The organism is Moorena sp. SIO3I6, from assembly GCF_010672095.1.
The window spans coordinates 26,991-53,775 of the sequence record NZ_JAAHHU010000027.1; the positions used below are offsets into that span (position 1 = coordinate 26,991).

General features: G+C 44.6%; 21 protein-coding genes and 1 pseudogene. 11 read left to right on the forward strand and 11 right to left on the reverse strand.

Annotated elements, in window-relative coordinates; genetic code table 11:
• Positions 1 to 435 precede the first annotated feature (435 nt).
• From F6K49_RS10190 to gcvP, 5 genes are all read left to right on the forward strand, one after another.
• Entirely contained in the window at positions 436 to 711 is a 276-nt protein-coding gene (locus tag F6K49_RS10190; protein ID WP_293017770.1) for a YlxR family protein, read from the forward strand.
• Between the two features lie 420 nt (positions 712 to 1,131).
• Positions 1,132 to 4,446 (forward strand): translation initiation factor IF-2, encoded by a 3,315-nt coding sequence (infB, locus tag F6K49_RS10195; protein WP_293017768.1) that lies wholly within the window; start codon positions 1,132 to 1,134, stop codon positions 4,444 to 4,446.
• Between the two features lie 308 nt (positions 4,447 to 4,754).
• Positions 4,755 to 4,958 (forward strand): hypothetical protein, encoded by a 204-nt coding sequence (locus F6K49_RS10200; RefSeq protein WP_293017890.1) that lies wholly within the window; start codon positions 4,755 to 4,757, stop codon positions 4,956 to 4,958.
• Positions 4,959 to 5,065: 107 nt separating this feature from the next.
• Positions 5,066 to 5,473, forward strand: coding sequence for a glycine cleavage system protein GcvH (gcvH, locus tag F6K49_RS10205; RefSeq protein WP_293017766.1), 408 nt, complete (start codon positions 5,066 to 5,068; stop codon positions 5,471 to 5,473).
• A 321-nt stretch (positions 5,474 to 5,794) separates the two neighbouring features.
• A complete protein-coding gene (gcvP, locus tag F6K49_RS10210; protein WP_293096283.1) occupies positions 5,795 to 8,764 on the forward strand; it encodes an aminomethyl-transferring glycine dehydrogenase in 2,970 nt (989 codons plus the stop codon).
• 216 nt (positions 8,765 to 8,980) lie between these two features.
• Here the strand turns inward: gcvP and F6K49_RS10215 are convergent, their stop codons facing one another.
• From F6K49_RS10215 to F6K49_RS10250, 8 genes and pseudogenes are all read right to left on the reverse strand, one after another.
• Entirely contained in the window at positions 8,981 to 9,499 is a 519-nt protein-coding gene (locus F6K49_RS10215; protein ID WP_293017762.1) for a DUF4365 domain-containing protein, read from the reverse strand.
• Positions 9,500 to 9,527: 28 nt separating this feature from the next.
• Entirely contained in the window at positions 9,528 to 9,710 is a 183-nt protein-coding gene (locus tag F6K49_RS10220; protein ID WP_293017760.1) for a hypothetical protein, read from the reverse strand.
• A gap of 45 nt (positions 9,711 to 9,755) precedes the next feature.
• The gene (locus F6K49_RS10225) at positions 9,756 to 10,268 is read right to left on the reverse strand and encodes a hypothetical protein (RefSeq protein WP_293080929.1); all 513 of its coding nucleotides are present in this window, start codon (positions 10,266 to 10,268) and stop codon (positions 9,756 to 9,758) included.
• Positions 10,269 to 10,623: 355 nt separating this feature from the next.
• The gene (locus F6K49_RS10230) at positions 10,624 to 11,037 is read right to left on the reverse strand and encodes a hypothetical protein (protein ID WP_293096287.1); all 414 of its coding nucleotides are present in this window, start codon (positions 11,035 to 11,037) and stop codon (positions 10,624 to 10,626) included.
• Positions 11,038 to 11,129: 92 nt separating this feature from the next.
• Positions 11,130 to 11,339, reverse strand: a pseudogene (locus F6K49_RS10235) (ISKra4 family transposase); the annotation flags it as partial.
• Between the two features lie 46 nt (positions 11,340 to 11,385).
• The gene (locus F6K49_RS10240) at positions 11,386 to 13,869 is read right to left on the reverse strand and encodes a polysaccharide biosynthesis tyrosine autokinase (protein ID WP_293096290.1); all 2,484 of its coding nucleotides are present in this window, start codon (positions 13,867 to 13,869) and stop codon (positions 11,386 to 11,388) included.
• Positions 13,870 to 14,094: 225 nt separating this feature from the next.
• The gene (locus F6K49_RS10245) at positions 14,095 to 17,013 is read right to left on the reverse strand and encodes an SLBB domain-containing protein (RefSeq protein WP_293096293.1); all 2,919 of its coding nucleotides are present in this window, start codon (positions 17,011 to 17,013) and stop codon (positions 14,095 to 14,097) included.
• An 870-nt stretch (positions 17,014 to 17,883) separates the two neighbouring features.
• On the reverse strand, positions 17,884 to 18,063 hold the full coding sequence (locus tag F6K49_RS10250) for a hypothetical protein (RefSeq protein ID WP_293096296.1): 180 nt from the start codon (positions 18,061 to 18,063) through the stop codon (positions 17,884 to 17,886).
• Positions 18,064 to 19,287: 1,224 nt separating this feature from the next.
• Between F6K49_RS10250 and F6K49_RS10255 the strand changes: the two genes are divergently transcribed.
• The gene (locus F6K49_RS10255; RefSeq protein ID WP_293096300.1) at positions 19,288 to 20,364 is read left to right on the forward strand and encodes an MraY family glycosyltransferase; all 1,077 of its coding nucleotides are present in this window, start codon (positions 19,288 to 19,290) and stop codon (positions 20,362 to 20,364) included.
• On the opposite strand, the gene F6K49_RS10260 is transcribed toward F6K49_RS10255, so the two are convergent.
• Together F6K49_RS10260 and F6K49_RS10265 are read right to left on the reverse strand one after the other, a co-directional pair.
• Entirely contained in the window at positions 20,322 to 20,570 is a 249-nt protein-coding gene (locus tag F6K49_RS10260) for a hypothetical protein (RefSeq protein WP_293017750.1), read from the reverse strand. The genes F6K49_RS10255 and F6K49_RS10260 overlap by 43 nt on opposite strands.
• Before the next feature lie 254 nt (positions 20,571 to 20,824).
• The gene (locus tag F6K49_RS10265; RefSeq protein ID WP_293096303.1) at positions 20,825 to 20,959 is read right to left on the reverse strand and encodes a hypothetical protein; all 135 of its coding nucleotides are present in this window, start codon (positions 20,957 to 20,959) and stop codon (positions 20,825 to 20,827) included.
• 18 nt (positions 20,960 to 20,977) lie between these two features.
• On the opposite strand from F6K49_RS10265, the gene F6K49_RS10270 reads away from it, so the two are divergent.
• Both F6K49_RS10270 and F6K49_RS10275 read left to right on the forward strand, forming a co-directional pair.
• Positions 20,978 to 22,276, forward strand: a complete 1,299-nt coding sequence (locus F6K49_RS10270; protein ID WP_293096306.1) for a glycosyltransferase family 4 protein — start codon at positions 20,978 to 20,980, stop codon at positions 22,274 to 22,276.
• A 122-nt stretch (positions 22,277 to 22,398) separates the two neighbouring features.
• The gene (locus tag F6K49_RS10275; protein WP_293017746.1) at positions 22,399 to 22,572 is read left to right on the forward strand and encodes a hypothetical protein; all 174 of its coding nucleotides are present in this window, start codon (positions 22,399 to 22,401) and stop codon (positions 22,570 to 22,572) included.
• An 834-nt stretch (positions 22,573 to 23,406) separates the two neighbouring features.
• Here the strand turns inward: F6K49_RS10275 and F6K49_RS10280 are convergent.
• Complete coding sequence (locus F6K49_RS10280) at positions 23,407 to 23,538, reverse strand: hypothetical protein (protein WP_293017744.1); 132 nt, start codon at positions 23,536 to 23,538, stop codon at positions 23,407 to 23,409.
• 204 nt (positions 23,539 to 23,742) lie between these two features.
• On the opposite strand from F6K49_RS10280, the gene F6K49_RS10285 reads away from it, so the two are divergent.
• From F6K49_RS10285 to F6K49_RS10295, 3 genes are all read left to right on the forward strand, one after another.
• Entirely contained in the window at positions 23,743 to 24,420 is a 678-nt protein-coding gene (locus F6K49_RS10285; protein ID WP_293096396.1) for a Uma2 family endonuclease, read from the forward strand.
• Between the two features lie 536 nt (positions 24,421 to 24,956).
• Positions 24,957 to 25,691, forward strand: a complete 735-nt coding sequence (locus F6K49_RS10290) for a Uma2 family endonuclease (RefSeq protein WP_293096399.1) — start codon at positions 24,957 to 24,959, stop codon at positions 25,689 to 25,691.
• Positions 25,692 to 25,973: 282 nt separating this feature from the next.
• Positions 25,974 to 26,660, forward strand: coding sequence for a Uma2 family endonuclease (locus tag F6K49_RS10295; protein WP_293017741.1), 687 nt, complete (start codon positions 25,974 to 25,976; stop codon positions 26,658 to 26,660).
• The last annotated feature ends 125 nt before the right edge of the window (positions 26,661 to 26,785 follow it).

A 26,785-nucleotide genomic window follows, 5' to 3' on the forward strand; every position in this document is an offset into this window, starting at 1 on the left:
GAGAATGGTAATGGTATACAATGATACCCCTAAGCTTGTTGGTTTAGAATGGTAGTGGAGTGTGGGGTTTCGGCTTTGGTCAAGAATTCTTTTACAGTTTTCTTCCAAGCCAATGAGTTATTGAATACTTCCACTTATTGCTGGGTTAGTCTACTCCCCCTACCCCCTACTGCCGGTTGGTGTGGTGATTTTATTCTTGTGTTAGTCATCCCAGTCTCAAGGGTGTGAGGATCTCTACTATAGTTTTTCATCTTCTGCTCACACCACCGGTTAGCCCACATCCGTACCGCCTTCTGGCATTGATTTTTGGTTTCATTGGGTAACTCAATCAGGTAAAACAGGGCGTTTGCCCAATCGCAAACGCCCTACAAGCCTCCATCTACCGTACCCTTTAAAGAAGGAGGACTTTTGAGATTTTCCAAACCGAAAACCCTTATGAAACCAAACTATCGACGTTGTCTTAGCTGCCGGAAAGTAGCACCAAAACAGGAGTTTTGGCGTATTGTCCGAGTCTATCCGTCACGAAAGGTACAATTAGATCAGGGTATGGGTCGTTCAGCTTACTTATGTCCTCAACTGAGTTGCCTAGCGGCGGCTCAAAAGAAAAACCGACTGGGGCGATCACTGCGTGCATCGGTGCCAAAAAATCTGTACGAAACTTTATGGCAGCGTTTAGCTACCATGCCAAGCCAACCCAATTTAGGTAATTAAAGGGTGAATCTAGCAGCAATTTCTTCCATGTATGTTCGTCCGGGGAACATAAGTAATCGTTAGGATACTAAGGAAGTCATTAGTTCTATTGATGCTCTGGTTTCAACAGGGAGGTGAATTTACTTCGATTATACGCTAGCTACCTTTAAAGGCATACGCGGTGATTAGGCGGTTTAACCGAACCGTCAATTTAAAATGCTGCTTGGCTTTTTTCACAGGAAAGAAGCACGCGATAATAGATAAACTTATCAAACTACCGTTGAGGTGAACACACCAACGAAAAAGCATGGATGGTTGATTATCTGTTGAGCATCGCTTATCTTATCGTTTAAGCTTTCCAATAAAGCTTGATAAAGTAAAAAGTCATTCGAGTAGTTGAGTATGGTTTAACAACACGTAGGTACGACAGGGGAATAGTGCATGAACAGCGGCAAAGTCAGAATTTACGAATTATCACGGGAATTGAATTTGGACAACAAGGAAATTTTGAGCATCTGTGAAGGACTCAATATTGCAGTTAAAAGTCACAGTAGCACGATTACAGAATCGGATGCCCAACGGATTCGCACGACAGCCGAAAAATATTCTGACCAACTAGCAGCTGTAAGCAATAGCGAAGGTGAGTCATCGGCAAATAAAGGTTCTAAGTTAAGCTCTGGTAAATTAGTTCGACGTCCCAAAGGGGAGCGGAAGCAGCAAATTGTGGAGCTTCGTAAGCACAAACGCAGTTCTGGGAATACTTCTAGCCAGAGAAGTAATCAAATGGCAATCCCACCCCAACCTCCCATTAAGCCGACTGCTATACCCCCTCGTCAACCTAGCACTCTCAATCGACCTAAGCAGGTCATTGAACAGGACACCAAGATTAAGCAGGATACTAAACCAGAACTAGCTGCTAAACCAGAACTAGCCGCTAAACCAGAACCAGCCGCTAAACCAGAACTAGCCGCTAAACCAGAACCAGCAGCTAAACCAGAACCAGCAGCTAAACCAGAACCAGCAGCTAAACCAGAACCAGCAGCTAAACCAGAACCAGCAGCTAAACCAGAACTAGCCGCTAAACCAGAACTAGCCGCTAAACCAGAACTAGCCGCTAAACCAGAACTAGCCGCTAAACCAGAACCAGCCGCTAAACCAGAACTAGCCGCTAAACCAGTCCAGAAGATTTCACAGCAGAGTACTGCCTCAGCTAAGATTACAGAAAAACCAAAATTAACTGGACCTCCTGTCAGAGTATCACAATCAAAAAGTCAGCCGGCTAAGGTTGAACGACCGATAAAGTCAAACCAAAAAGGTTCTTCCGGTTCAAAGTCAGTAAAGAGTCCAACTCCTAACAAATCCCCTAACAAATCCCCTGTTATTAATAAACAGTCAACGCCCTCGGAAACATCACCACCAAAGCGTTCTAGTTCACCAAGACCAACCGTTCCTGAACTCCAGCGACCTCCAAAAAGAACCAAACCAGGTCTTGATAAAGACAATTCTCAAGTAGCAGCAATCGATGCTGACTCAACGGGTCTGACAGATGATGGCTCTGATCAAGAGACCAACACCTTAGTCAATGAATCTGAGGAACTGCTCAAGGAGGTCAAGCTCCGGCGACCATCTGTCCCCCGACCTGCTAAGAAAAAAGAGTGGGAGGCAGAAAATGGAGAAGACGAAGACAAAGCCCAGAAGGGTAAATCCGCCAAACTCAAGCGGCGACCTAAAATGATTCTGGATGATGAAGATGATATTGAAACAGAATCAGATCAAATCGATAACAAAATCGATGGTTCATTTTCAGTTAGTCTTTCTCTGGCTCGTCCTCCCAAACCAAAGTCACTACAAAAACAGCAAAGCCAAGCACATACTGCCAGTGTTAACCAAAAGAAGAAGCCTGCTAAAGCCAGTAGTAGCAACAAGTCGGATCAGCGCGATCGCCGTCGTACACAGAAAAGTCAGCCCAAACGCCCAGAACAAATTGTTTTGAGAGACTCACTCACCATTAGAGACCTGGCTAATCAACTTGCTATTGCAGAAACTGACATTGTTAAAATGCTCTTCTTCAAAGGCATAGCTGTGAGTGTTACCCAGACTTTGGATGTTCCTACTGCCACAATGGTAGCTGAGGAAGTGGGAGTCAAGGTCGAGATGGAAGAAGAAGCCTCTGCTGCGACTAAGGTGGAAATGCTGGATGTCCAAGACCTGGAAAACCTCGAGCGGCGTCCACCTGTGGTGACAATTATGGGTCATGTTGACCACGGTAAAACGACTCTACTCGATGCCATTCGTGAAGCAAAAGTGGCTCAAGGAGAAGCCGGTGGAATTACCCAGCATATTGGTGCATACCACGTAGATGTTGAGCATGAGGAGAAAATTCAACAGGTTGTCTTCTTAGACACCCCCGGTCACGAAGCCTTTACAGCCATGCGGGCAAGGGGAACAAAAGTAACCGATATTGCTGTGCTAGTAGTAGCGGCTGATGATGGGGTGCAACCTCAGACCCTTGAAGCCATTAGTCATGCTAGAGCTGCTGAAGTTCCCATGGTCGTTGCTATTAACAAAATTGATAAAGCCGGAGCTCAACCTGATCGGGTTAAGCAAGAATTATCAGAACGGGGCTTGGTTCCAGAAGAATGGGGTGGTGAAACGATCATGGTACCAGTGAGTGCTATCCAAAGGGAAAACTTGGATTCACTGCTGGAGATGATTCTATTGGTCTCAGAGCTAGAAGAACTCTCTGCTAATCCGGATCGACCAGCCAAAGGTACGGTGATTGAAGCTCACCTCGATAAAGCTAGAGGGCCTGTTGCTACCTTCTTAGTGCAAAACGGTACGCTGCGGGTGGGTGATAGCCTGGTTGTTGGTTCAGTTTTCGGTAAGGTCAGAGCCATGCTTGATGACCGAGGACAGCGAGTCGAACAAGCCAGTCCCTCGTTTGCTGTGGAAGTCCTTGGCTTGAGTGATGTTCCAGCTGCTGGTGATGAGTTTGAAGTCTTTGAGAGCGAAAAAGAAGCCCGGGCAGTTGCTGGAGAAAGAGCTCAACAGCAACGTCAATCTCGCCTGCAAACTCGCATGAAATCACGGCGAGTTACCCTCACTGAATTATCAGCCCAGGCTCAAGAAGGTGAACTCAAGGAACTCAACTTGATTTTGAAGGCAGACGTTCAAGGCTCGGTGGAAGCTATTCTGGGATCCCTCGAACAGCTGCCCCAAAATGAAGTGCAAATTCGAGTTCTACTGGCTGCCCCTGGGGAAGTCACCGAAACGGATGTGGACTTAGCGGCTGCTAGTGGTGCAGTTATTGTTGGCTTTAACACTACCTTAGCTCCTGGTGCTCGACCAGCAGCTGAACAGGAAGGGGTAGATGTGCGGGAATACAACATTATCTACAAACTCCTGGATGATGTTCAAGGTGCTATGGAAGGTCTGTTAGAGCCAGAAGAGGTAGAAGAACCATTGGGTGAAGTAGAAGTTCGAGCTGTCTTCCCAGTGGGTCGTGGTGCCGTTGCGGGTTGCTATGTACTCTCAGGCAAAGCCGTGCGCAATTGCCGTTTACGAGTGCGGCGTGGTAGCAAAGTTATCTACGAAGGAGTTTTGGATTCCCTCAAGCGTGTTAAGGATGATGTCAAGGAAGTCAATGCTGGCTACGAATGTGGTATGGGTGTTGATAAATTCAACGACTGGGCGGAAAAAGATATCATTGAAACCTATCAGATGGTAACCAAGCGACGGACTCTCTCCCTGAAGTAGGGCTGAGGGGTGTTCTTACCCAGGCATCCATTGCCGGGTAGGTTGTTTTGTTTAAGGTTGAAGGTTAAAGGTTATTGAGACGAGTTGCTCTGTGGCAAGCTTGCAATTGTCAAGGTTCCATCCAAAGCAACTTTTAACCTGTTAACCGATAACCTCCAACCCTAACCCTGCCAAATTGTAAGTATTAAGTGTTGCTAAAAGCACAATCCTAAAAAAGCAGATAGGATAGTGTACAGGTAAGCTTAATAGTTTACCACTTAAGCATGACCCAACTAGATTCATCTGTATTAAATTTTGGTAAGGTGCATATGGCAAGCTTCGTTAAATCCGAATCCGGACCATTAGATCACGACACTCAAGTTTGGGACAGTCTTAAACAAGCCATAGCCGCTAGTTCAGGATTCCAACGCTGGCAAATGGAACATCCCTTGGGTGAACAATTTCAGGATTACAGTCTTGATAGCCGAGTGCGTCGTTACTTACGTGAAACTCTAGAAATGCTTGCCTACTGAAATCCTTAGGGTTTCCTGTCAACGGTCAACGGTCAACTGTCAAAGGCTGCTGGACGAAAGACAAATGAGGAAGGATAATTAGCATTGCTGCTGATTTTGGACTTGACATGGCCTTTGAATATCCTGATGACCTGAAATACCTTGATAGCCACGAATATGTACGGCTTGATGGAGAAATTGCCACTATTGGTATTACCGCCTTTGCCATTGACCAACTGGGTGACTTAGTTCTTCTGGAACTCCCAGAAATTGACGACACTATCGAGAAGGGTAACAAAGAAAATGACAAAAGCTTTGGTACCATTGAATCGGTCAAGGCAGTTTCGGATCTATATTCCCCGGTATCGGGTACGGTGGTAGAAAGAAATGAGGAGATGATCGAGGCTCCTGAACAGATTGCAGAAGACCCCTATGGTGAAGGCTGGTTAATTAAAGTGCGGCTGAATGACCCTGATAACCCACTGGAGGGTGTCCTTTCTGCTGAGGAGTACCGTGCCAAAGTCGAGGCAGAGTAGATTATAAATTGGGTTTAACAGCAAGTAACTTAAGATACAGCTATAGCGAAGGTTCTGTAAAAAGCTGATAAATAGGGTTGTCATCACTACACCCAGCTGTGTAAAGTTGTGTATCTAGAATCAATCTAGCAACACCCCTAGCTTGTCAAATGCTAGGTTTTCATATTGTATATTTAGAACTAAATTGCTTTAGTTCTAAATCGCTTTAGTTATACATCCGGGCTTTGTGTATCTATAGATTTACAGATTTACCAACTTAGGGGGTCACAGCCATCAAAAGTGACCCCCGCCTTCGCTGCTTAATTCACAAATTGATTTACTATGCAGAATTTGGATATCCAGGATCAAAAAAATAGAGCAAATACTCAGTCGTTGCTGAAATCTGACCCCAATCTTTCCGCATCACAAACACTACCATCTACCGATGCTTTTGTCAATCGACACATAGGTCTAAATCCAGATGCAATAGAGCAAATGCTCAAGGTCCTGGGTATATCCACTATAGATAGCCTGATTGAGCAAACTGTACCCGCCGCTATTTGGCTTAATCAACCCCTGCAGTTACCACCAGCCCAAAGCGAGTATGCTGCCCTGGCTCAGCTAAAAGAAATTGCCTCTAAGAATCAAGTATTCCGGTCTGTCATTGGCATGGGATATTACGACTGCATTACCCCACCTGTAATTCAACGGAATATCCTAGAAAATCCTGGTTGGTACACGGCTTACACCCCTTACCAAGCAGAAATTGCTCAGGGGCGACTCGAAGCACTACTCAATTTCCAGACAATGATTATAGACTTGACTGGTCTGGAAATTGCTAATGCTTCCTTGTTGGATGAAGGAACAGCAGCAGCGGAAGCTATGAGCATGAGCTATGGTCTGTGTAAGACGAAAGCCAAACACTTCTTTGTTTCCCAAACCTGTCATCCCCAAACTATCGCAGTGGTACAAACCAGGGCTAGACCTTTGGGAATTGAGGTGATTGTTGGTGACCACCGCACTTTTGAATTTGACCAAGATATTTTTGGAGCTCTGCTTCAGTACCCAGCAACGGATGGCACGATATACGATTATCGGGAATTTATTGATAAGGCTCATGGTGCTAAAGCCTTAGTAACTGTGGCAGCTGACATTCTAAGCCTTACCCTACTTACACCCCCTGGAGAATTCGGAGCTGATATTGCCATAGGTTGTACCCAGCGCTTCGGTGTTCCCTTAGGATATGGGGGACCTCATGCAGCTTATTTTGCTACTCGGGCAGCTTATAAACGGCAAGTACCAGGACGTATCGTTGGTGTATCAAAAGATGCTAATGGTAAACCAGCACTGCGCTTGGCACTGCAAACCCGTGAACAACATATCCGTCGTGACAAAGCTACGAGCAATATTTGTACTGCCCAAGTGCTGTTGGCGGTGATAGCTTCAATGTATGCAGTTTATCATGGGCGAGAGGGAATCAAACGTATTGCCGAGAGAATTCATCAATTAACGGTTATCCTGGCGGAGGGACTGAAACGCTTAGGTTACAGTATTAGCTCAGAACCGTTTTTTGATACCTTGCGCGTAGAATTAAGCGATCGCTCTGTGTCCGGAATTATCGAAGCAGCTGAAGCACGTCAAATTAACCTACGTATTATTGATTCAACTACTATCGGGATTTCCCTGGATGAGACAACGACGGCTGGGGATTTAGTAGACTTGTGGGAAATTTTTGCAAGTTTAGGGGAACCCAGCAGTGCATCCCTACTCTTTACTGTGGAAGAGTTGGCGGCTGAGGTAACAACTAAGGTGACAGCTGATTTTAATGAACCATTTGCTCGCCGTAGTACCTACTTAACCAACCCAGTATTCAACCGCTATCACTCAGAAACAGAGTTACTGCGCTATTTGCACCGCCTGGAAAGTAAGGATTTGGCTCTAAACACCTCCATGATTCCTCTGGGTTCGTGTACCATGAAGCTGAATGCCACTGCTGAGATGATGCCAGTGACATGGCCGGAATTTGGCAAGATTCATCCGTTTGCTCCCCTGTCCCAAACTCACGGATATCAAATTATATTCCAGCAGCTGGAAGAATGGTTAGCAGAAATTACTGGCTTTGCTGGCATTTCTCTTCAACCTAATGCTGGTTCCCAAGGGGAATATGCAGGATTACTGACTATTTGTAAGTACCATGAAAACCGGGGAGAAGGCGATCGCAATATCTGTTTAATTCCTACTTCTGCCCATGGTACCAATCCCGCCAGTGCGGTGATGGCTGGTTTAAAGGTGGTGGCTGTTGCTTGTGATCAGATGGGCAACATTGATTTAGATGATTTGAGGAAGAAGGCCGAGCACCATAGCCAAAAACTAGCTGCTCTGATGGTGACTTATCCCTCTACCCATGGTGTGTTTGAACAAGAGATTAAAGATATCTGTGCCATTGTCCACAACCATGGGGGACAGGTTTATATGGATGGGGCGAATATGAATGCCCAAGTGGGATTGTGCCGTCCAGGGGACTTTGGGGCAGATGTGTGTCACCTGAACCTGCACAAAACCTTCTGTATTCCCCACGGTGGGGGTGGACCTGGCATGGGACCAATTGGGGTGATGCCTCACTTAGTACCATTCCTACCCAAAACCTTACAGTCTCAACCTTCCACTTTATCTATTGGTGCAATTTCTGCGGCACCCTGGGGAAGTGCCAGCATTCTACCGATTTCCTGGATGTATATTGCCATGATGGGTAGTGCGGGGTTAACTGAGGCGACTAAAGTGGCTATTCTTAATGCTAATTACATGGCTAAGCGGTTAGACCCTTACTATCCTGTTCTGTACAAGGGGAACAATGGATTAGTGGCTCATGAGTGTATTGTAGATTTGCGATCGCTTAAAAAGTCTGCGGGCATCGAAGTGGATGATATTGCCAAACGCCTGATGGATTATGGTTTCCATGCTCCAACGGTATCCTGGCCTGTAGCGGGGACAATGATGGTGGAACCTACTGAAAGTGAGTCGAAGGAGGAACTCGACCGTTTCTGTGATGCCATGATTGCCATCCGCCAGGAAATTAAAGCGATTGAATCGGGTCAGGTAGACCAAAGGGACAATCAGCTGAAGAATGCTCCCCATACTGCAGAAGCCTTGATGGTCAGTGAATGGACTCATCCCTATACCCGTGAGGAAGCAGCATATCCTGCATCTTGGTTAAGGGAACACAAGTTTTGGCCTGTGGCAGGGCGCATAGATAATGCCTTTGGGGATAGAAATTTGGTTTGTTCTTGTGAGGGAATGGAGGCGTATATCTAACTCCAAAGTCAATCCTCGAGTGTGGGGAGATGGTGAGGCAGCGGGGTATTGGAGCTTTCCCCCACTCGCGCTTTGCTGTGGTTCCCCCCACTCGCGCTTTGCATCAAGACAACAGGTAATCATTTTGTTGATTTGTTGAGAGCTGAGCACTGATGGCTGACTGCTGAGAGCTGACCGCTAACCGCTAAATGCTCACACTCTTCAAAAATAACGTTTCTAAGCACGATGACGAATCACTCCCGGTAACTGGCGCAGCACATCATTTTTATATCGAGCGAATTTTTTAATGGCATCTTGATTGACAATATTCTTTTTAGGAAGATTAACAGTAATCGTTTCTTCCATTTGCCATGGATCAAAGTTTTCCCAGTTTTCAAAGTAGGCTTGCAAGTACAGCCAATAGGCTAGATCGAGCTGAGCATCGTATACAATCAGAATACATGGCATTGGTTCTTTTAACCATGGCTCTATGTCTGAGCGTCCTAGGGGAAAGCCGATTGTTTCTTGATCAGCGGCTAGCATGCTCAGAAAATCGGTTGCCTTTAGCTTGACGTAAATTTTACCATTTTCAAGTTCACAATTGGCATCATAGGTAAAGATAATTAGGTCAAACCCATAAGTGTACTCAAGCTCAACTCGTTCTACTGAGTAACCACATAAGAATACATATCGTTCCACATAATTGATACTGATATCAGCAATAATTTGTTCTCTCGGTCGTTTTTTTGACGTCATTGACCGGAAGCTATAGAAATGGTTTACTCTATAGCTTACAGCAGTTTTCAATTGGGTCAGTACTTTCGTTCTGGGTTTTAGGGAGCAGGGAGTAGGGAGCACCGAGTAGGGAGTAGGGAGTAGGGAGTAGGGAGTAGGAAAAAATCCTGTGTACCTGTGTACTGTGTACCTGCATCGCTAAATAAAAGCGATCGCTTATCCCCGTAGACAAGCGATCGCTTTTATTATTCAGAGATTATCCAATGAAAAATCCGATTTAACTACCAGCTAGGACAAAATCCACTTCATCAGCTCCGTCAGTTTGATCTTGACCAGAGGTAATTTGTTCCCCATTCACTTCAACAGCGAAAGGTGTGCTGTCTAAATTGATATTGTAATCCGTTGCGTCAGCAGTGTATCCCACACTAGCTACCATCTTACGACCCTCATCGGTATAGATGAATGCCAACATTTGGTTTTTTTCTTTCTGATTGTCGTAAGCCCAAATGACCATATATTGTTGGTCTTGATAGTCGAATACTTTAGGCGCACGAGTGGGGACATAACGACCAGGAGCTCCAAAGCTAACATCCAAGAAGTTTTGCACAGAACTGTCTTGTACGATAGCGTAGGCAACTTCTTCGGGAGAGGTAACTTCTGCGTCACCTTCACTTTCGTCCCTCTCCTCTTCTTTATCACGGTTGCGGAAATAATCCACAGCCACTTTAGTTCCGACCGCACCGACTGCTGCTATACCAGCACCCATTAGTATGTTGCGCAGTTTACTCATTTGTTGTTATGGCCTATGACTATCAACGCATTATAATATAGCAGTTCTCTAAGTATTCAGCTATCAGCTATCAGCTATCAGCTAATGCGCACGCTACTTGAGGTGCTACAGATGGTGCTTTTGAATAAGCGATGCAGCGCGGTCTTGGGGAGGCAGCGCGGTCTTGGGGGTTCCCCCCATGAGCGACTGCCGTGGTTTCCCCCACTCGCGCTTTGCATCAAGACAACAGGTAAGCATTGGAATAATGCTGAGTTACTTTAGCTGACGGCACCTCAAGTAGCGTGAGCTTTTAGCTCACGGCTGACGGCTGACGGCTGACGGCTGAATGCTTACGCAGTTCTCAATTCCATAGTGTTTACAGATTCTGGATCACAAATGGTTTGATAGCACTACTACTCCACTTATTCTTGAGTTTCTCAACTATAAATGGCCGAATTACAAACTTAGGGGGCACACCGTTATGTACATCAATCCGTAGGAACGTATGAGGAGAGCGGGCTGTTCTGCCTTTACCTTTGCGTCCGATAAATAAAAGCGATCGCGCCACCATTTGAACATAACCGCCCTGACTAATTTCCATCACTTCAACCTCATCTTTGCGCTGACCCCGCAAACTAGCACCACTTCCGCCACAGACCAGCCAATTTAAATTGGAGTCAGCATGTTTAGTATCAAGGGTACGCAAATGCTCAAAGCAATGGGCATGTCCACTTAAGATTAAATCTACCAGTGGTCGTTTTTCCGGTAGGGAACCAATAGCAGCAGCCACCTGATCGAATACTTGGCGTAAATGGCCACGAACTGCGATCGCATCTGGCTGCTCCCATCGGCTTGTTTCCGTTAAATAGGGAGAGTGATGAAGATAGTGCGTTTACGTCCGGCGCATGTACCGCTGCTCGTTTGGATAAAAAATCCCCTATCTCTGGGCTGACATGCTCGAGAATGTGATCACGAACTGCTTCTTCTATGCCTGCCAAGGTTTTAACCTGTTCAGGGTCTGTTTCTACGCACACGCAAAGCGGCAATTGCTCGGGCGTGGGCTTTGATTTGGGCATGTTTGTCAGCATCCATACTGATCTGATCATAAATCAACTTCTCAAAGCTTAGCTCTAATTTGTCAAAACAGAACTTTAGTCTTTATGCTCCCTGTAAAATCGGGATGCACTCTTCCGTCAGGGTTTTTGTCGCCCTCGTCAAGGCCACGATATTCATCTTTAACACCATTAGCAACAATCCCTAAAACTTTAATTTGAGACAGTTTCAGATTCTCAAGAGCTTGGGTCAGAGCAGAACGGTCTGTTTTCTCAATCCGAGTTACCAGAATCAACCCATCGGTGCTAGGGGTAAGCAAGGTAGTATCTGCTAATCCCAAAACTGGGGGAGTATCATAAATGACTAGGTCAAACATTTCCTCGAAATATTTGATTAATCTTTTCATTTTCTCGGAATAGAGCAGTTTGGTAGGGTCTGAAGTAATTTCCCCTGTAGTTAAAATTGATAAGTTAGGGTGCTCAGGTCGTTTTTGGGTAATTACATTTTGAATTAGCCATTTTAAGTTAGATATACTCCGGCAATTAATTTTATCTTCACTTGGAAGTAGCCATCTTAATGGATATCTAAATTTGTACTTAATTCGATTTGTAATTTTATTTTTTAATTGATCTATAGATGTCGATTCGGGATTTAGCGTGTCAATTAGCTGTTTTAATTCAGATATACTCGGGTCTTCAATTATATTATTATTGTCGTAGTTAATTAGCGCTTTAATAAATAGCGTTAGGTTATCGTCGGCAATTAAATTTATTAATCCACACTCCTTGGATAACTGCAATCTGTGATGAACTTGGGGTTTACGCATATCTGCATCCACTAATAACACCTTTTTCCCCATTGTTGCCGCTATTTGAGCCAGGAAAAGCGCAATGGTTGACTTCCCATCTCTAGGCAGAGCTGAACTGATGGCCAGAGAACGGATTGGGCGGTCTGAACTCAGTAATTGAATATTGGTATTGAGTATTCGTAGAGCTTCCAAAAAGTGTGAGGATTGGGAGTAACCATCATAGATGTAAGGCGTTGATTTGTGCTTCGAATCTGGTCTTAGGCACGTCAAAGGTTTAAACAATAAATCTCTTACTGTTGCTAAAGAGTTATTACTTGCCGTTGCTGCTAGTTTTTTATTAACGGGGATATTCCCTAACAAAGGCAGTTTGGTTTGCTGTTTGATTTCTAGGGCAGTGTGATAAACGTTATCTAATTTTTCTAAAATAAAAGCAACACCAATGCCTACAGCAATACTAGCTACAGCTCCCAAGGTTATACTACGTGGGATATTAGGAGAGATGGGAGCCTCTGGCCGAACTGGATTTTCAATTACTTCCCAAGGAATCTCAGTTTGGGCGGCTTCGATTTGCAACGTTTCGCCGGTAGCCCGAAAACGGTTTAACCCCTCAGTAGCAATTTGTATTTCTAGCTGTAAGTCGCTATATTGTCTGGTTAAAGCAGGTATTTGTTGATCCTGTTGTTTTAGCTGTTGTTGGGCAACTAATAAGGTTTGACGTTGGGTTTCAAGCCTTTGCACTTCAGTTACAGCTTCTGCTAACTTGGCTCCTAAAATTCGCTCTACTTCTTGCTCTAGGATCGGCAGGAGGTTTTGCCGTTGATTTTGCAGAAGTCGAATCGCCGTGCTTTGTGGTTGGAAGCGAGTTAATTCCGCAGCAATTTGCGTTTCCACCTCTCTTAACTGACCAATAATTTCCTGATATAGTGGAGCTTCACTAAGAGCGGCCACAGCCCCAGTTTCTTCTTGTAGAGAACTAAGATTGAAGCGGCTTTTAGCTAATTGTTGTTCAAGGGCTAAGTTTTGCTCCTTCAAGGCGGTCATTTGAGACGTGATTTGTGCAGCTTTCATCTCTGGGTCAGTGAACTGATATCGCTGTCGAAAGGCTTGTAATTGGTTTTGCAGTTGATTTACTCTGGCTTGTAAGGATGGTAACTGGTTTTCAATGAAGTTAATCCCTTGGCGTAAGTTTGTCTGGCGCTCGTCCTTGGAGTACTTCAGGTAGACTTCGACTAATTGCTCTAAAATCGTGAAGATAAGATCCGGATCGTTTCCCTGGTAGCTGATTTCCAAGATCTTAGTTTTCCCTAAGCGAGTAATTTTTAAATTGCCAATTAAGGAATCATAACTAATTTCAGGATAGTTTTTTTTGATTTCTGCGAGCACTTTTTTCATTAGCTCAGGACTACGCAGAACTTCAATTTGGGTTTGGTAGTCTAAACTAGATTGAATGTTGTTGTTCCTTGAAGTAGGCGCTAAATTACTTAAGTCATTTTCAGCTTTAGCATTAACAGGCTCTACTAAAATCCGAAATTTGCTTTCGTAAATTGGCTCTTCATTTAAAGTTCTCGGGATGACGAAGGATATCCCTGTCACTGTTACCCCTACAATGACTAATCCTCGCCGTCGCGCTAGCGCAAACCAACGCCCTAAATCCCACTCACTGTCTTCTGGTTCTAACGACTGTGACCCTTGAGGTAAAGGGGGAAAGCTACCGTTACTACTTGGAACTGGGGGAGGAGAGGGAGAAAAGTTATGAACCATTGAGTTTCGCTTCCAATTTAATCAAGGGGATGCTAGAACAGTTGACTACACAAGAGTTGGTTGGTACCGGTTATACAGAGATATGGCACCTTCAATTAAAAGCTATAAAATTTATAATTCAGCAGTCATGATTCAGTAACAATACTAAATAATTGTTTTTGAAAATAAATAAAAATAAAAATAATTTTCTAATATATAAGCTTCTATTTTAACTTCTATTTAAAGTTAAAACAATGAACGTAAAGGATTCAATATTTTGAATATTGGTTCTAAAATATTAGAGAGGGTATCAGTGATTTTTGTATAACTGGATCGACCAGCAATGATAATATCGTTCTGGGATAGCAGAGGGTTAGTTTGGGGATCAATTCCTTGTTTAAAATTGACTTCGATTTCCCTTCGGGTTAGGCTACCATCAGGATTAAAACGAATTAGCTCCACAATTTTTTCGGCTCGCTCATTAAATCCACCCACAGAAAGCAACGCTTCATTAAGAGTGGTATTAGATGGCATTGCGACTGTTCCTGGTTGTTTCACTTCTCCAGCAACATTGACCCGAATTACATCTGGAGAAAGGTTAGTCGAGGCAATTTGAGCAGCTTCTACGGCGGTAATTTCTGTGGCAGTAGGAATAATTACTGTGTCTCCCTTTTGCAAGGCCAAATCTTGACTGAGGTCGCCATCTTGTAATAATTTCCAGAGGTTAATGTTAATCAGCTGTTCTGTGCCATCGCGAGTGGGGCGACGCACTTGAATTTCCCGCACGTTAGCTGAGGGTTTAATGCCTCCGGCGGTTTGAATCGCTTGACTAACTGTCGGGCGACTAGTGCCGTTTTGTCCTCCTTCTAGGCGGTAAGCGCCTGGTCGAAATACTTCCCCTACCACAGCAACATCAGATATTTCCTCAGTGCTAGCCAGATTAGATGCTGCTAGTTGAGCGGTTTTGGTTAAATCAACTGAAGGTGTGGCTGGAATCATAATTACATCCCCATCCCGCAAAATCAGGTCTTGACTTAAGTCACCAGTTTGCAGCAGTGCCCAGAGATTGAGGTTAATAGTCTGGGTGATACCAGAAGGTTGAGAACGCCGAATTTTGACTCCCTCTAAATCCGCCGCTTGGGTTATCCCGCCAGCAAGCTGGACTGCTTGAGCGAGACTGGGAAACTGGCCATCATTGACGAAAGGTAAAATGTAGGAGCCTGGTTGTTTAATTTCCCCAGAAATAGCTATTTTTAAGGGGCGGGGTTTTACTAAACTGACTGTGATGGCAGGAGAACGCAATTCCGATTGATATTTAGCTGCGATCGCGATTTCGGCTTCTTCTAAGGTCATACCGTCAACGGTCAGTTTCCCGACTAAGGGCAACTTCAGAGAGCCATCCACACCAACCTGTTGTTCGCCACTAAATTCTGGCATCTTGAAAATACTAATTAGAATCAAATCACCTGCACCAAGGGTATAGGTCTGGTCTATAACAGGGCTAACGGGCTCTACAGCAGGTACAGGAGTTGTAGAATCAGTTGGATAGGGGGATGGTAGTGTCTGGGTAGGTTGCTCAAAGGTCGGCAGAGGTACGATTTCTGTGGACTGACCTTGGGACGATGGTAGTGTCTGGGTAGGTTGCTCAAAGGTGGGCACAGGTAGGGTTTCTGTGGACTGACCTTGGGACGACTGACCTTGGGACGGTGTTGGTGTAGATTGAGCAATAGTCGATTGAGCCATAGTCGATTGAGCAATAGTCGGAGCAGGTAGAATCTCCCTCAGCTGTTCACCATTAGGCAGTAATTCCCTGAATGTAACCATAGCTAAGTTCCCAGAAGCAGCTAAGTTGGCATGGGCAAGGATAATCTCAGGATGATCCTCTACTTGATTAGACCTCTGGAACAATAGACCTTTTGCAAAAGTATTTTTCTGATACTGTTCTTGATGGAATAGCGAGTGGGGAGGAGCTGTGTTGGTCACCTGCGCCCGCACCTTGTAAACCCCTTGGGAACCCTCTTTGGCCGACTGCATCGCTTTTCGTGAATTCTTGTTCACTGTTGCCTGTTCCGAGATCCGCTGTTCCCTCTTCTGAAAGAAGTCTAATGAACCTTTAACCCAAGTTACCTCTGAGCTAAAGGTTAATTTCCCCGGAGATCTATTGGTATTGTTGGCATTTGCTACCACCTCCGATTTCGTTTGTTTGTCCACCTTAGCTATCCCTGGAGCTGGTATTTCAGATTGTGCTGTCACTAATTCTGGAGTGGGAGCACCTGGCAAGGGGAAGGAACTTTGGCTAACTGGGGTAAACGTGGAAATCATCTGAGCTCGGGGTTTTTTCGGTACCTTCACTGGAGCTGCATCGACTGTAAAGACAATTTCGGGATGATCCTCTGCTTGATTAGACATCTGGTAAAACGAGCCATTAACCCAAGTCACCTCTGAGCTAAAGGTTAATTTCCCCAGAGGTCTATTGGTATTGTTGGCATTTGCTCCTAACTCCGATTTCTTTTGTTTCTCGACCTTAGCTATTGGGGAAATCATCTCAGCTCGCGGTGTTTTCGGTACCTTCACTGGAGCTGCATCGACTGTTTCAAATCGCATTGTGAGCAAATCACCGCCAACGGAGCGAGCAACAATTCGATCAATCGGTAGTGTTTTAACTATCTCTGGCGGAATAACGGTTGCAGCAGGAAGGGATGGTTGAATCTTTGCAAAGTTTTTTGGGCTAACGGTTTGTCGGCTGAGCCCTGGTAGGGTTGGCTGTGAATTACTTTGGTTTAACTGAGATTGGGTAAGGGAAAACTTTGGCTTAGCAAACGTTTGTGGGAAAGTATTGGCTTTTGAATCTTGGGGATTGGTATCCTTTTTTCCTTGATGGAAGGAACTGACCTTTCTTGATTGATCAGTACAAAGCAGTTGGACAATAGGACTATCAAGGGAAAACTTGGGATTAGCAAAGGTTTTTGGGAAAGTATTGGCTTTTGAATCTTGGGGATTGGTATCCTTTTTTACTTGATGGTAGGAACTGACATTTATTGATTGATCAGCACAAAGTAGTTTGACAATAGGACTATCTTTATAATTCCAATTGTTACTCAGCCCAAACCCTAAAGAATAGCTAACGGCGGCTGACATGGGAATCAGTACTAAGGCTCTAAGCATAAGATTATTTTATGGACTTCAACAAACTCCAATTTTTGGACTAAGCACCTTGGTAATTCTATGACTAAGGTTTATCGAGCAACATAAAATTTGCTGATTAGACAGTAAAGTAAGTTATCTAAAACCAGTTAGAGCTTCGGTTAGGTTAACGTTGTTAACCTAACTTTGGTTAGTTTTGTCGGGTGCATCTCATATTTGTAAAAAAGTTCGTAGGGTGTGTTAGGGGGGGTCTCATTTTCCGCCTCGTAGCCAGGGTTTAGACAGCCCACCCCGTAACGCACCACCTTGTCAAACAACTTTTAGGAGATGCACCCGTTTTCTCTGGGTAGTAATGTAGAGCTGTTACCAATAGCTTTTGAAAGTTTAACAGGACTTATATAGCAGTCCTATATGATTCGTGAAATATATTGGCAAAAGTGAACGCTAAAAGCCTTGCCCAGCAATAATCCCAGATTTTCCTGATTTTACAAATGATTTAGGATTGCTATAGTTACTACATATAGTTAAAGAGTCACTACGGGGAGAGGCTGAGGGTAACTGTCACGGACCTAAGTTAATGCACCTCTATCCTTAATACTGGTCTTAGTGTAGTTATCAGGATTATTCCCTACAGGATTCTGTTCCTGCAATCATTGAGAACCCTGCCCCGATGATAGCATTGCTAAGACGTTAAAGTGACGCTTCCTTTGTCAATAAGTAATTATACTTGATTATAGCAGTTTGACCTTGGGTGAGGTACCTCGTCCTGGGTTAATGGGATTAGGGAACAGGGAGTAGGGAGTAGGGAACAGGGATTAGGGAACAGGGAATAGGGAACAGGGAATAGGGAATAGGGAAAAAATTATGTGTACCTGATTACTATGAGAAACGCTATATTTTTAAAATAGTCTCTAAATCTTGGCCAAGAAATATAATCCAATTCTTCGCGCTCACAACGCTACACATCAATTTCATCTGGCCATCTCCCCATCTGGCCATCTCCCCATTTGGCCATCTCCCCATCTGGCCATCCCGACCTCTGGCCATCTCCATCTGTAGGGTGCATCTCATTTTTGTAAAAAAGTTGCGTAGTGGCGTGGCACACCTAAAAACGTAGGTTGGGTTGAGCGGTAGGGAAACCCAACAAAGCGTTACTGGTGTTGGGTTTCATTCTTCAACCCAACCTACGCTTATTGCACCAAATTAGCTGTGCCACCCCAGTAGGGTGCGTTAGGGGGGCCTCATTTTCCGCCTCGTAGCCAGGGTTTGGAGGACCCGCCCCGTAACGCACCACTGTGTCAAACAGCAAAAATGAGATGCACCCCATCTGTAGTCCACCTTTGAAGAATTGGTATAATTTCCAGGGAAGTGATCGGTAAAATTTAAACGTATCATTAATTTTAGGCTGATAATTCGGTCCAAAAGTGAAGGTAATCGTGAATTTAATACTTCATATTTACCTGATTTTTAAGGATGATTACGGATTGTCCAAATTAATTCTGTTTTAACTGATCACGAATGGATATCGAGTGCTGTTAAAGTGGCTTTTAATTCTATTTAACCTATCTTTAACCTCTGATTATTAATATTTTTATCTCAGGAATAATTGAAATTAATCCTGAGATTCTCCCTAAGCTTAGTAGAAAGGATAGGATAACCCAAGGGAGCATATTATTCATCAGCTAAGAGAATAAAATCTATTCCTACAGTTACTAAATAATCTGCTCCGAGTAATTAACAGGTTTTGAGATCATCTTATCTTAATTAATCATTTTTTGATTTGGTAGCACCAACACTTGTGTATTAATAATATAATTAATGGCCTTTTAAGTAAAATCATATATTTTTATTTTAAATAATCCTGAAAACTTTGTTGATTTTAGTAGGAATAAGTGGCTAATAAAATATAGCAAATTATTCATCAGCTAAGATAATAAAATCTATTCCTACAGTCACTAAATAATCGGCTCCGAGTAATTAACAGGTTTTGATTGCATCTTACCTTAATTACTGAATCTTTTGCCTGGGAGTGCACTACACTCTGGTAATTACGACCGCCGTAATAAATATTGCTGGTGCAGGTGACGGATCTGGTTTTGTTTTGGATCTTAGTAGATCCAGACGATTCAACAGCTTATGGAAAATCTAGATGCTTGTATGGCTTCTAATTGTGGAAATTTACCAAGTTTATTAGAGCAAGCAAATCAGCTTGCAAAAAAATTAGAGGCTTCTCGAATACGAGCGTCTAGAGGTAATCCTGGTTCTCAGATGTAGTAATTCTTATGCTATTACACCATGGTTTCCCCTGGATATTATGTACTTGCTTTCATTATCGCGGCTTTAATTGTTTTCAATACTATTCCTGTAGTTAAAGCGGCTGCCATCAAGTATCAGTACACGGATTTACCAGCCGAGCGTAAAGTGCATCGACAACCAATGGTGCGTTTAGGGGGAATTTCTATTTGTGCTAGCACCTTACTTGCTCTATTTTTAGTATGGAGTCTAGGAGGGTTGGCTGATTTTCCCCCTGGCGTTTCTTCAGAGGTTTGGGCAGTTGTTCTCGGCAGTTTCTGCTTTTTCTTGATTGGCGTCACCGACGACTTGGTGAGTTTATCGCCCTTAATGCGCTTGTTACTGCAAGCAGGAGTTGCTAGTGTCGCTTGGGAAATGGGGTTGCGGATTAGCGTTGTCAGTCTTCCAGGAGTGGAAATAGTACATTTAGGATGGCTCAGCTTACCCCTGACGGTGCTCTGGCTGACAGGGGTTGTCAACGCCATAAATTGGATTGATGGACTGGATGGCTTGGCTTCAGGAGTAGCTGGTATTGCTGGGGTGATGATTTTCCTCCTCAGTTTGTTTATGGGCGAAACCGAGGCCGCACTAATTAGTGCGGCATTAGTGGGGAGTTTATTAGGATTTTTGTACTACAACTTCAATCCAGCCCAAATTTTTATGGGAGATGGTGGCTCCTACTTCATCGGTTTCACTATCGCTAGCTTAAGTGTGATGGGATTGGTTAAGGGTGCCGTAGCTACCACAGTCCTCTTACCCTTTCTGGTCTTGGCAGTACCCCTTTTAGACATGTCTGCTGTGATTACCCTGAGATTATGTCACGGCAGCTCACCTTTCCAGGCCGATCAACGCCATCTCCATCATCGTTTGTTAAAGGCAGGTTTGTCTCATCGAGTAACGGTGTTACTGATTTACGCCCTAACGTTATGGGTTGGCAGTTTAGCTCTAGTGTGTGTTGAGGTTCCTCGCAGTCCGGTAATTGTCGGTAGCACAACGATTTTACTGGGATTGATGATTTGGAGAGCATGGGAGTCTGTTCATGGCTCTTTAACTGATGAGGAAGTAGGAAGTCCTGAGTAGGGAGTGGGGAATCGGGAGTCGGGAGTCGGGAGTCGGGAGTCGGGAGTAGGGAGCAGTGCGACCCCGCGCTTTTTCAAAGCTAAGCGTGAACGCGCACTCCCTGGGAGTCGGGAAAAAATTCTTTGTACCTGATCAGTACAAGAATTGCTACAAATCTTATTACATCTGAATTTTAAGCATGGCTGGGGAGATGGCCATCTGGCCATCTCCCCATACTCCGCGCGCCATCTCCGCGCGCTCACTCCTTTCCCACTCGCTTCTTACTCCCCTCCTTCCTCCCTCTCTCCCCACACTTCCCACACCTCCCACACTCCCCACCCTCCTCTTGCCTCTGGCTGCATCTGCTAAAAGCTGTTTGACCTGGTGGTGCTTCAGGGACGGATTATCCTAAGCTACCCAGAAAATCAGGGCTCGCCCGTCCCTGAAGCACCACTAGCAACTCTTGCCTGTTCCCAATTCCCTACGGTGCGTTTGACCCGTAATTAAATTCGCCACGGGTCGCACCGCTCCCGATTCCCAATTCCCGATTCCCGATTCCCGATTCCCTACTCCCGATTCCCTGCTCCCTAAAACAAAAGTACTTCAACCAACTCAAAAGACTATAGGTGGACTTATGGTTCTAATTAAACAACCAAAAACATCGAAACATATGAAAGGCTGCTTACCAACAACAACAGTTAGTGAGCAGTCTCTGCGGCTGTCTGTACTAACTCAGTTTTTTCCTCCTGACTATGCTGCTACTGGCCAGTTAATCCAAGAGTTGGTGATGCAATTGGGCAAAAAAGGCATAGATATTAAGGTGTTTACTGGGCAACCAGGCTATGCTTTTGGGACGGCCACTGCACCAATGTATGAAAAGTTGGGAAAAGTACAAATTAAGCGATCGCGTGCGTCTCAACTTTGGCCTCAGCGCATTCGTGGCAAGGCTATGAATGGCTTAATTTTTGCTGTGCGAGCGTTCTTGCACTTAGTTAAAAACTATCGTCGTCGTAATTTGGTGTTATTAACGACTGCGCCACCGTTTTTTCCTGTGGTTGCCTACCTGGCTCGTAAGATTTTTGGGATGCGCTATGTTTGCCTAATTTACGATTTTTATCCAGACATTGCTGTAGAATTAGGAGTGATTGGTCACAATCATCCCTTAGCTCGATTTTGGAGAGGTCTTAATCGTCGGGTTTGGCGTAAAGCGGAGGCAATTATTGTCCTCAGTTCAGCCATGAAGCAACGAGTAATAGATACCTGTCCTAAATTGGCTAATAAGGTTGCAGTGATTCACAGTTGGGCTAACCCAGATGTGATTGTGCCACTGCCCAAGCCAGATAACTGGTTTGCCCAAAAGCACAACTTAGTTAATAAATTCACGGTGCTTTACTCTGGTAATATGGGGCGCTGCCATGATATCGACACCATTCTTGAGACTGCTAAATTACTAAAAGACGAACCGATTCAGTTTGTCTGTATTGGTAGTGGCGCGAAGCGAGAGACGTTAATCGAGGACGTGAAGCGCTTAGGCTTAACTAACTTTCTGTTTTTGCCCTACCAAGACAAAGAGGTGCTGCCCTACTCCTTAACCGCTTGCGATCTCTCGTTAGTCAGTGTGATTCCTGGTATGGAAACCTTAGTGGCTCCTAGCAAACTCTACTCTGCGTTAGCTGCTGGGGTTCCCGTGGCGGTAATTTGCTCTCGGGAAGCCTACTTAACTGAGCTGATCGCCAAAGCTAAGTGCGGTGCCAGCTTCGTGAATGAAGACAGCCAAGGTCTGGCTGACTATATCCGCTCTCTGGCGGCTAATCAGGAGTTAGTCAAGTCCCTAGGTCAGGCTGGTCGTGAGTATTTATTAGAGAATTTTACTCCTGAAGTTATTGCTAAACAGTATGATCAGGTTCTTTGTGAAGCGTTGAGTGGGGAATAGGGAGTAGGGAGTAGGGAGTAGGGAGTAGGGAGCAGGGAGTCGGGAGTCGGGAGTCGGGAGTCGGGAGTCGGGAGTAGGAAGTAGGGGGCGTTGCTTAATAATGGAATGATTTTAAGAGTGAGGTGGAATGGGCATCTTGTGGAATGGGCATCTTGCCCGTTACAATTTTCGGGCGGGCAGGATGCCCACTCTACTCCTATTCAGCGCGAAGACTGACGCAACGCTCCCTATTCCCTGCTCCCTACTCCCTGCTCCCTACTCCCTGCTCCCTACTCCCTGTTCCCTACTGCCTATGACATTGACTTATGGGCTGTTTTTTGATAGTATTATTTACAGGGATTATGGTTTAATAAAATTCAATTAAAGATTAAACAATTTTATCTCAATAATTATATTAATTATCTTTATAATTAGGTATTTGGCTGATCCTTTTAAGCCAAAGGTCAGAATTAATAAGGTCTTAAAGGCAATCAGCGCCAGTAAAGACTTTACCTCATAGGTATAATCAATGCTATATTCCAGCAATTTAGTAAATTGTCCTGAAAGCTCTAGGTTACTAAGAATACAGAATTAGTGCCTAAATAATCAGCACTTATTCAACGATTTATTTTTATGTTTTTTTAAGGAAATTATCGGATAATTTAACCAAGTTATGACATCAATTATTCCAGATTTAAAAAAAAAAAAATTACTCAATTGTCCTGATAAATATAGATTATTAAGAATAACTAATTGGGGGTTAACTACTAAGGTTTGATTGACTGATTTGTTTAGGAAATAATCGTAAAATATCAGCTATCAGCTATCAGCGAACAGCGATTAGCTATCAGCTATCAGCTATCAGCGAACAGCGATTAGCGCTACGCGCACGCTACGCGAACAGCTCTCAGCTATTAACTATCAGCTCATGCGCGTAGCCCATAGGCTGACCGCTGACCGCTGACCACTGACCACTGACCACTGACCGCTAAAATTAAATACTAGCTAGTTATTACTATCTAGATCCTTACGTTTAGGAGTGGGCTTCGATGGTCCTGTTGATCTCAGTCTCTCCCCACACCACTTTTCATTAGTTGTGATGTCAACAGCAGGAAAGTGATTAAGGGGGAGAGTATGTCTATTATTTTATTTTAGGGAGTAGGGAGTAGGGAGTAGGGAGTAGGGAGTAGGGAGCAGGGAGTAGGGAGTAGGTAAGAGGGAAAAGTGAAAATAATCTTGTGTACTTGATAGTTATACAAACTGCCGTATTTAACACTACCCAAATGTAATTTATAGCGTTTCTCATAGCTATGAGGTACACAATATTTTTAACCTCTTGCCTCTTGCCTCTTGCCTTTTGCCTTTTGCCTCTTACCTACTCCCTGCTCCCTACTCCCTGCTCCCTAAAAACCTATAACTTTGTAGCTCACAAGTTGTATAATTGCTATAAAAGTAGATGTTGGTATAAATTTTATGGAGCAAGTCTTGTGGTGAAATCCCCTACTCCCGTAATAACTCAACTACCTATTCTGGAAAATGGCGATCGCTTAAGTAGAGTAGAATTTGAACGACGCTATGATCAAACGCCTGAAATTAGGAAGGCGGAGTTAATTGAGGGGGTAGTTTATGTGGCATCACCAGTTAGGGTCAATAAGCATGGTCAACCTCATGGTAGGATTATTACCTGGCTAGGGACATATGAAGCCGCAACCCCTGGCATTATGCTGTGTGACAATTCTACAGTGCGGCTAGATTTTGATAATGAACCCCAACCAGACGCTTTGTTGCGCATTGAACAAGACAAAGGTGGACAGTCGCGAATTAGTGAGGATGATTACATTGAAGGTGCGCCGGAGTTGATTGTGGAGGTTGCCGCTAGTAGTGCTTCCTATGACCTCTATGATAAGCTGCGAGCCTATCGTCGGAATGGAGTGAAAGAGTATTTAGTTTGGCTAACCCAGGAGCGGGAGTTTCGCTGGTATGTGTTGCGCGAAGGGGAATATGTGCAACAGCAGCCAGATGCAGGTATATTGAGTAGCCAGGTGTTTCCTGGATTGCGCTTAGGGGTGGAGGCTTTATTAGCTGGAAAGATGCAGCAAGTGTTGGCGGTATTGCAAGAAGGGATAGATTCCGAGACCCATCAAGAGTTTGTAGCGCGATTATAGCAATTCCACGACTTGTGAGGTACAAATATCTAGGTTTTAGGGAGCAGGGAGTAGGGAGTAGGGAGTAGGGAGCAGGGAGTAGGGAGTAGGGTAAGCTATGAGGTATAGCGCTACGCCCAAGGCAGCTATGCTGAAGGCAGCTATGCTGAAGGCAGCTATGCTGAAGGCAGCTATGCTGAAGTTGACTCTAACAAGGTTTTAGAGGTAAGAGGATATCTCCCAAGTTTTTTTATAGCGTTTCTCATAGCTATGAGGTACACAATATTTTTCACCTCTTGCTAGCATGCCTATTGCTAGCATGCCTCTTGCCTACTCCCTACTCCCTGCTCCCTACTCCCTTTGCTATTACATTGTTCATGACCTATAGCGTTTCTCACAGCTATGAGGTACACAGGATTTTTTGCCTCTTGCCTCTTGCCTGTTCCCTGCTCCCTACTCCCTGTTCCCTGTTCCCTACTCCCTACTCCCTACTCCCTGCTCCCTGCTCCCTAAACCCCAAAATGCTATGCTCAAACTATCAGGTTCAACAGAGGATCATGTACCAAACTGACCCACCCCGTCCTCCCAGGGAAACTATGCCCACTATGTATGATCTACCTAGTGAAGACCCAGAGGAGCCTGGTTTGCCTGACGAATTTCATGACTTCCAACCCCAGCTATTACGGGAAACTTGCCAACCTCCCAACTACCCTAGGGAGGAAATGTTCATTGGTACAGACCTGAATTTATATTACGATAGCCGTAATTCCTTATGGCACAAGCGACCGGATTGGTTTCTGGTATTGGGTGTGACTCCCGCTCAACAACAACAAGACCTGCGCTGGAGTTATGTGGTTTGGCAGGAAGGAAAAGCACCATTTTTGGTAGTGGAACTCCTATCACCAGGTACGGAAGCGGAAGATTTAGGACAAACCCTAAGGTCTGCGAACAAGCCACCTACTAAATGGCAAGCTTATGAGCAATATATGCGGATTCCTTACTATGTGGTTTTTGACCGTTACGATAACCAGTTGCGGGTGTTTCAATTAATGCCCATACAGTATCAGGAAGTAGAACTTTCTGAACCGAAATTTTGGTTTCCAAGACTGGAATTAGGGTTAGGCGTTTGGCAGGGGAAATATCAAGATACAGAAGGGTTGTGGCTGCGTTGGTATGATCAAGCTGGTAATTGGATTCCAACTTCAGCAGAACGGGCTGAACAGGAACACCAACGGGCTGAACGATTGGCAGAACGATTGCGTAGCCTTGGGGTTAATCCTGATGATTTGTAATTATAGGGAGTAGGGAGTAGGGAGTAGGGAGTAGGGAGTAGGGAGTAGGGAGTAGGGGGAAGAGTTTTAGCTATCAGCTATCAGCTATCAGCTATCAGCTTTTGAATAAAATGAAACAGGCAAGATGCCTGTTCTACACTTGAGGCAACAGGCAAGATGCCGGTTCTACACTTGAGGCAACAGGCAAGATGCCTGTTCTACACTGGGGACACAGGCAAGATGCCGGTTCTACACTTGAGGCAACAGGCAAGATGCCTGTTCTACACTGGGGACACAGGCAAGATGCCGGTTCTACACTTGAGGCAACAGGCAAGATGCCTGTTCTACACTCTTCTCCCCCCTGCTCCCGATTCCCAATTCCCGATTCCCGATTCCCGATTCCCGATTCCCGATTCCCAATTCCCGATTCCCGATTCCCGATTCCCGATTCCCGATTCCCGATTCCCGATTCTAAATTCGCGCATTCCCTGCTCCCTACTCCCTACTCCCTACTCCCTTTGCGATATGAATATACTGACTGACCTAGTTAAAGCACTGCTACGGTATCAAGGAAGAGATTGGCAGAGCTTTGATCCGATTACCCTTCGGAAAGCGGGGATGCCTGGAGTGGAGCCAGATGCTTGTTTCTACATCCAAAATTATCAAGCAATTTTAGGAAAGCGACGACTAGACCTGAGCCAAGATCCACCACCGGATCTCGCCCTAGAAATTGACCTGACTTCAATTACTGATATTAACGACTACATTCCCCTAGCTGTTCCAGAAGTTTGGATTTACAAAGCTGACACAATTCACATCTATCGATTTGAAAGCGATCGCTATTTAGAGGTTCAAACCAGCCAAATTTTTCCAAATTTCCCGGTGAAAGAAACCATTCCCCAATACATTAATAGGGCATGGCAGTTTGGTTCTAGTGTGGCTCTGCGAGAATTTGTTGGACTTCTTGGAGAAGAAGGGAGTAGGGAGTAGGGAGTAGGGAATAGGGAATAGGGAGTAGGGAGTCGGGAGTCGGGAGTCGGGAGAAAAGTTTCAGGGTAAGCTATAGCGCTACGCGCAAGGCAAGAGGCAAGATGCCTATTCTACTCTTGGGGCAC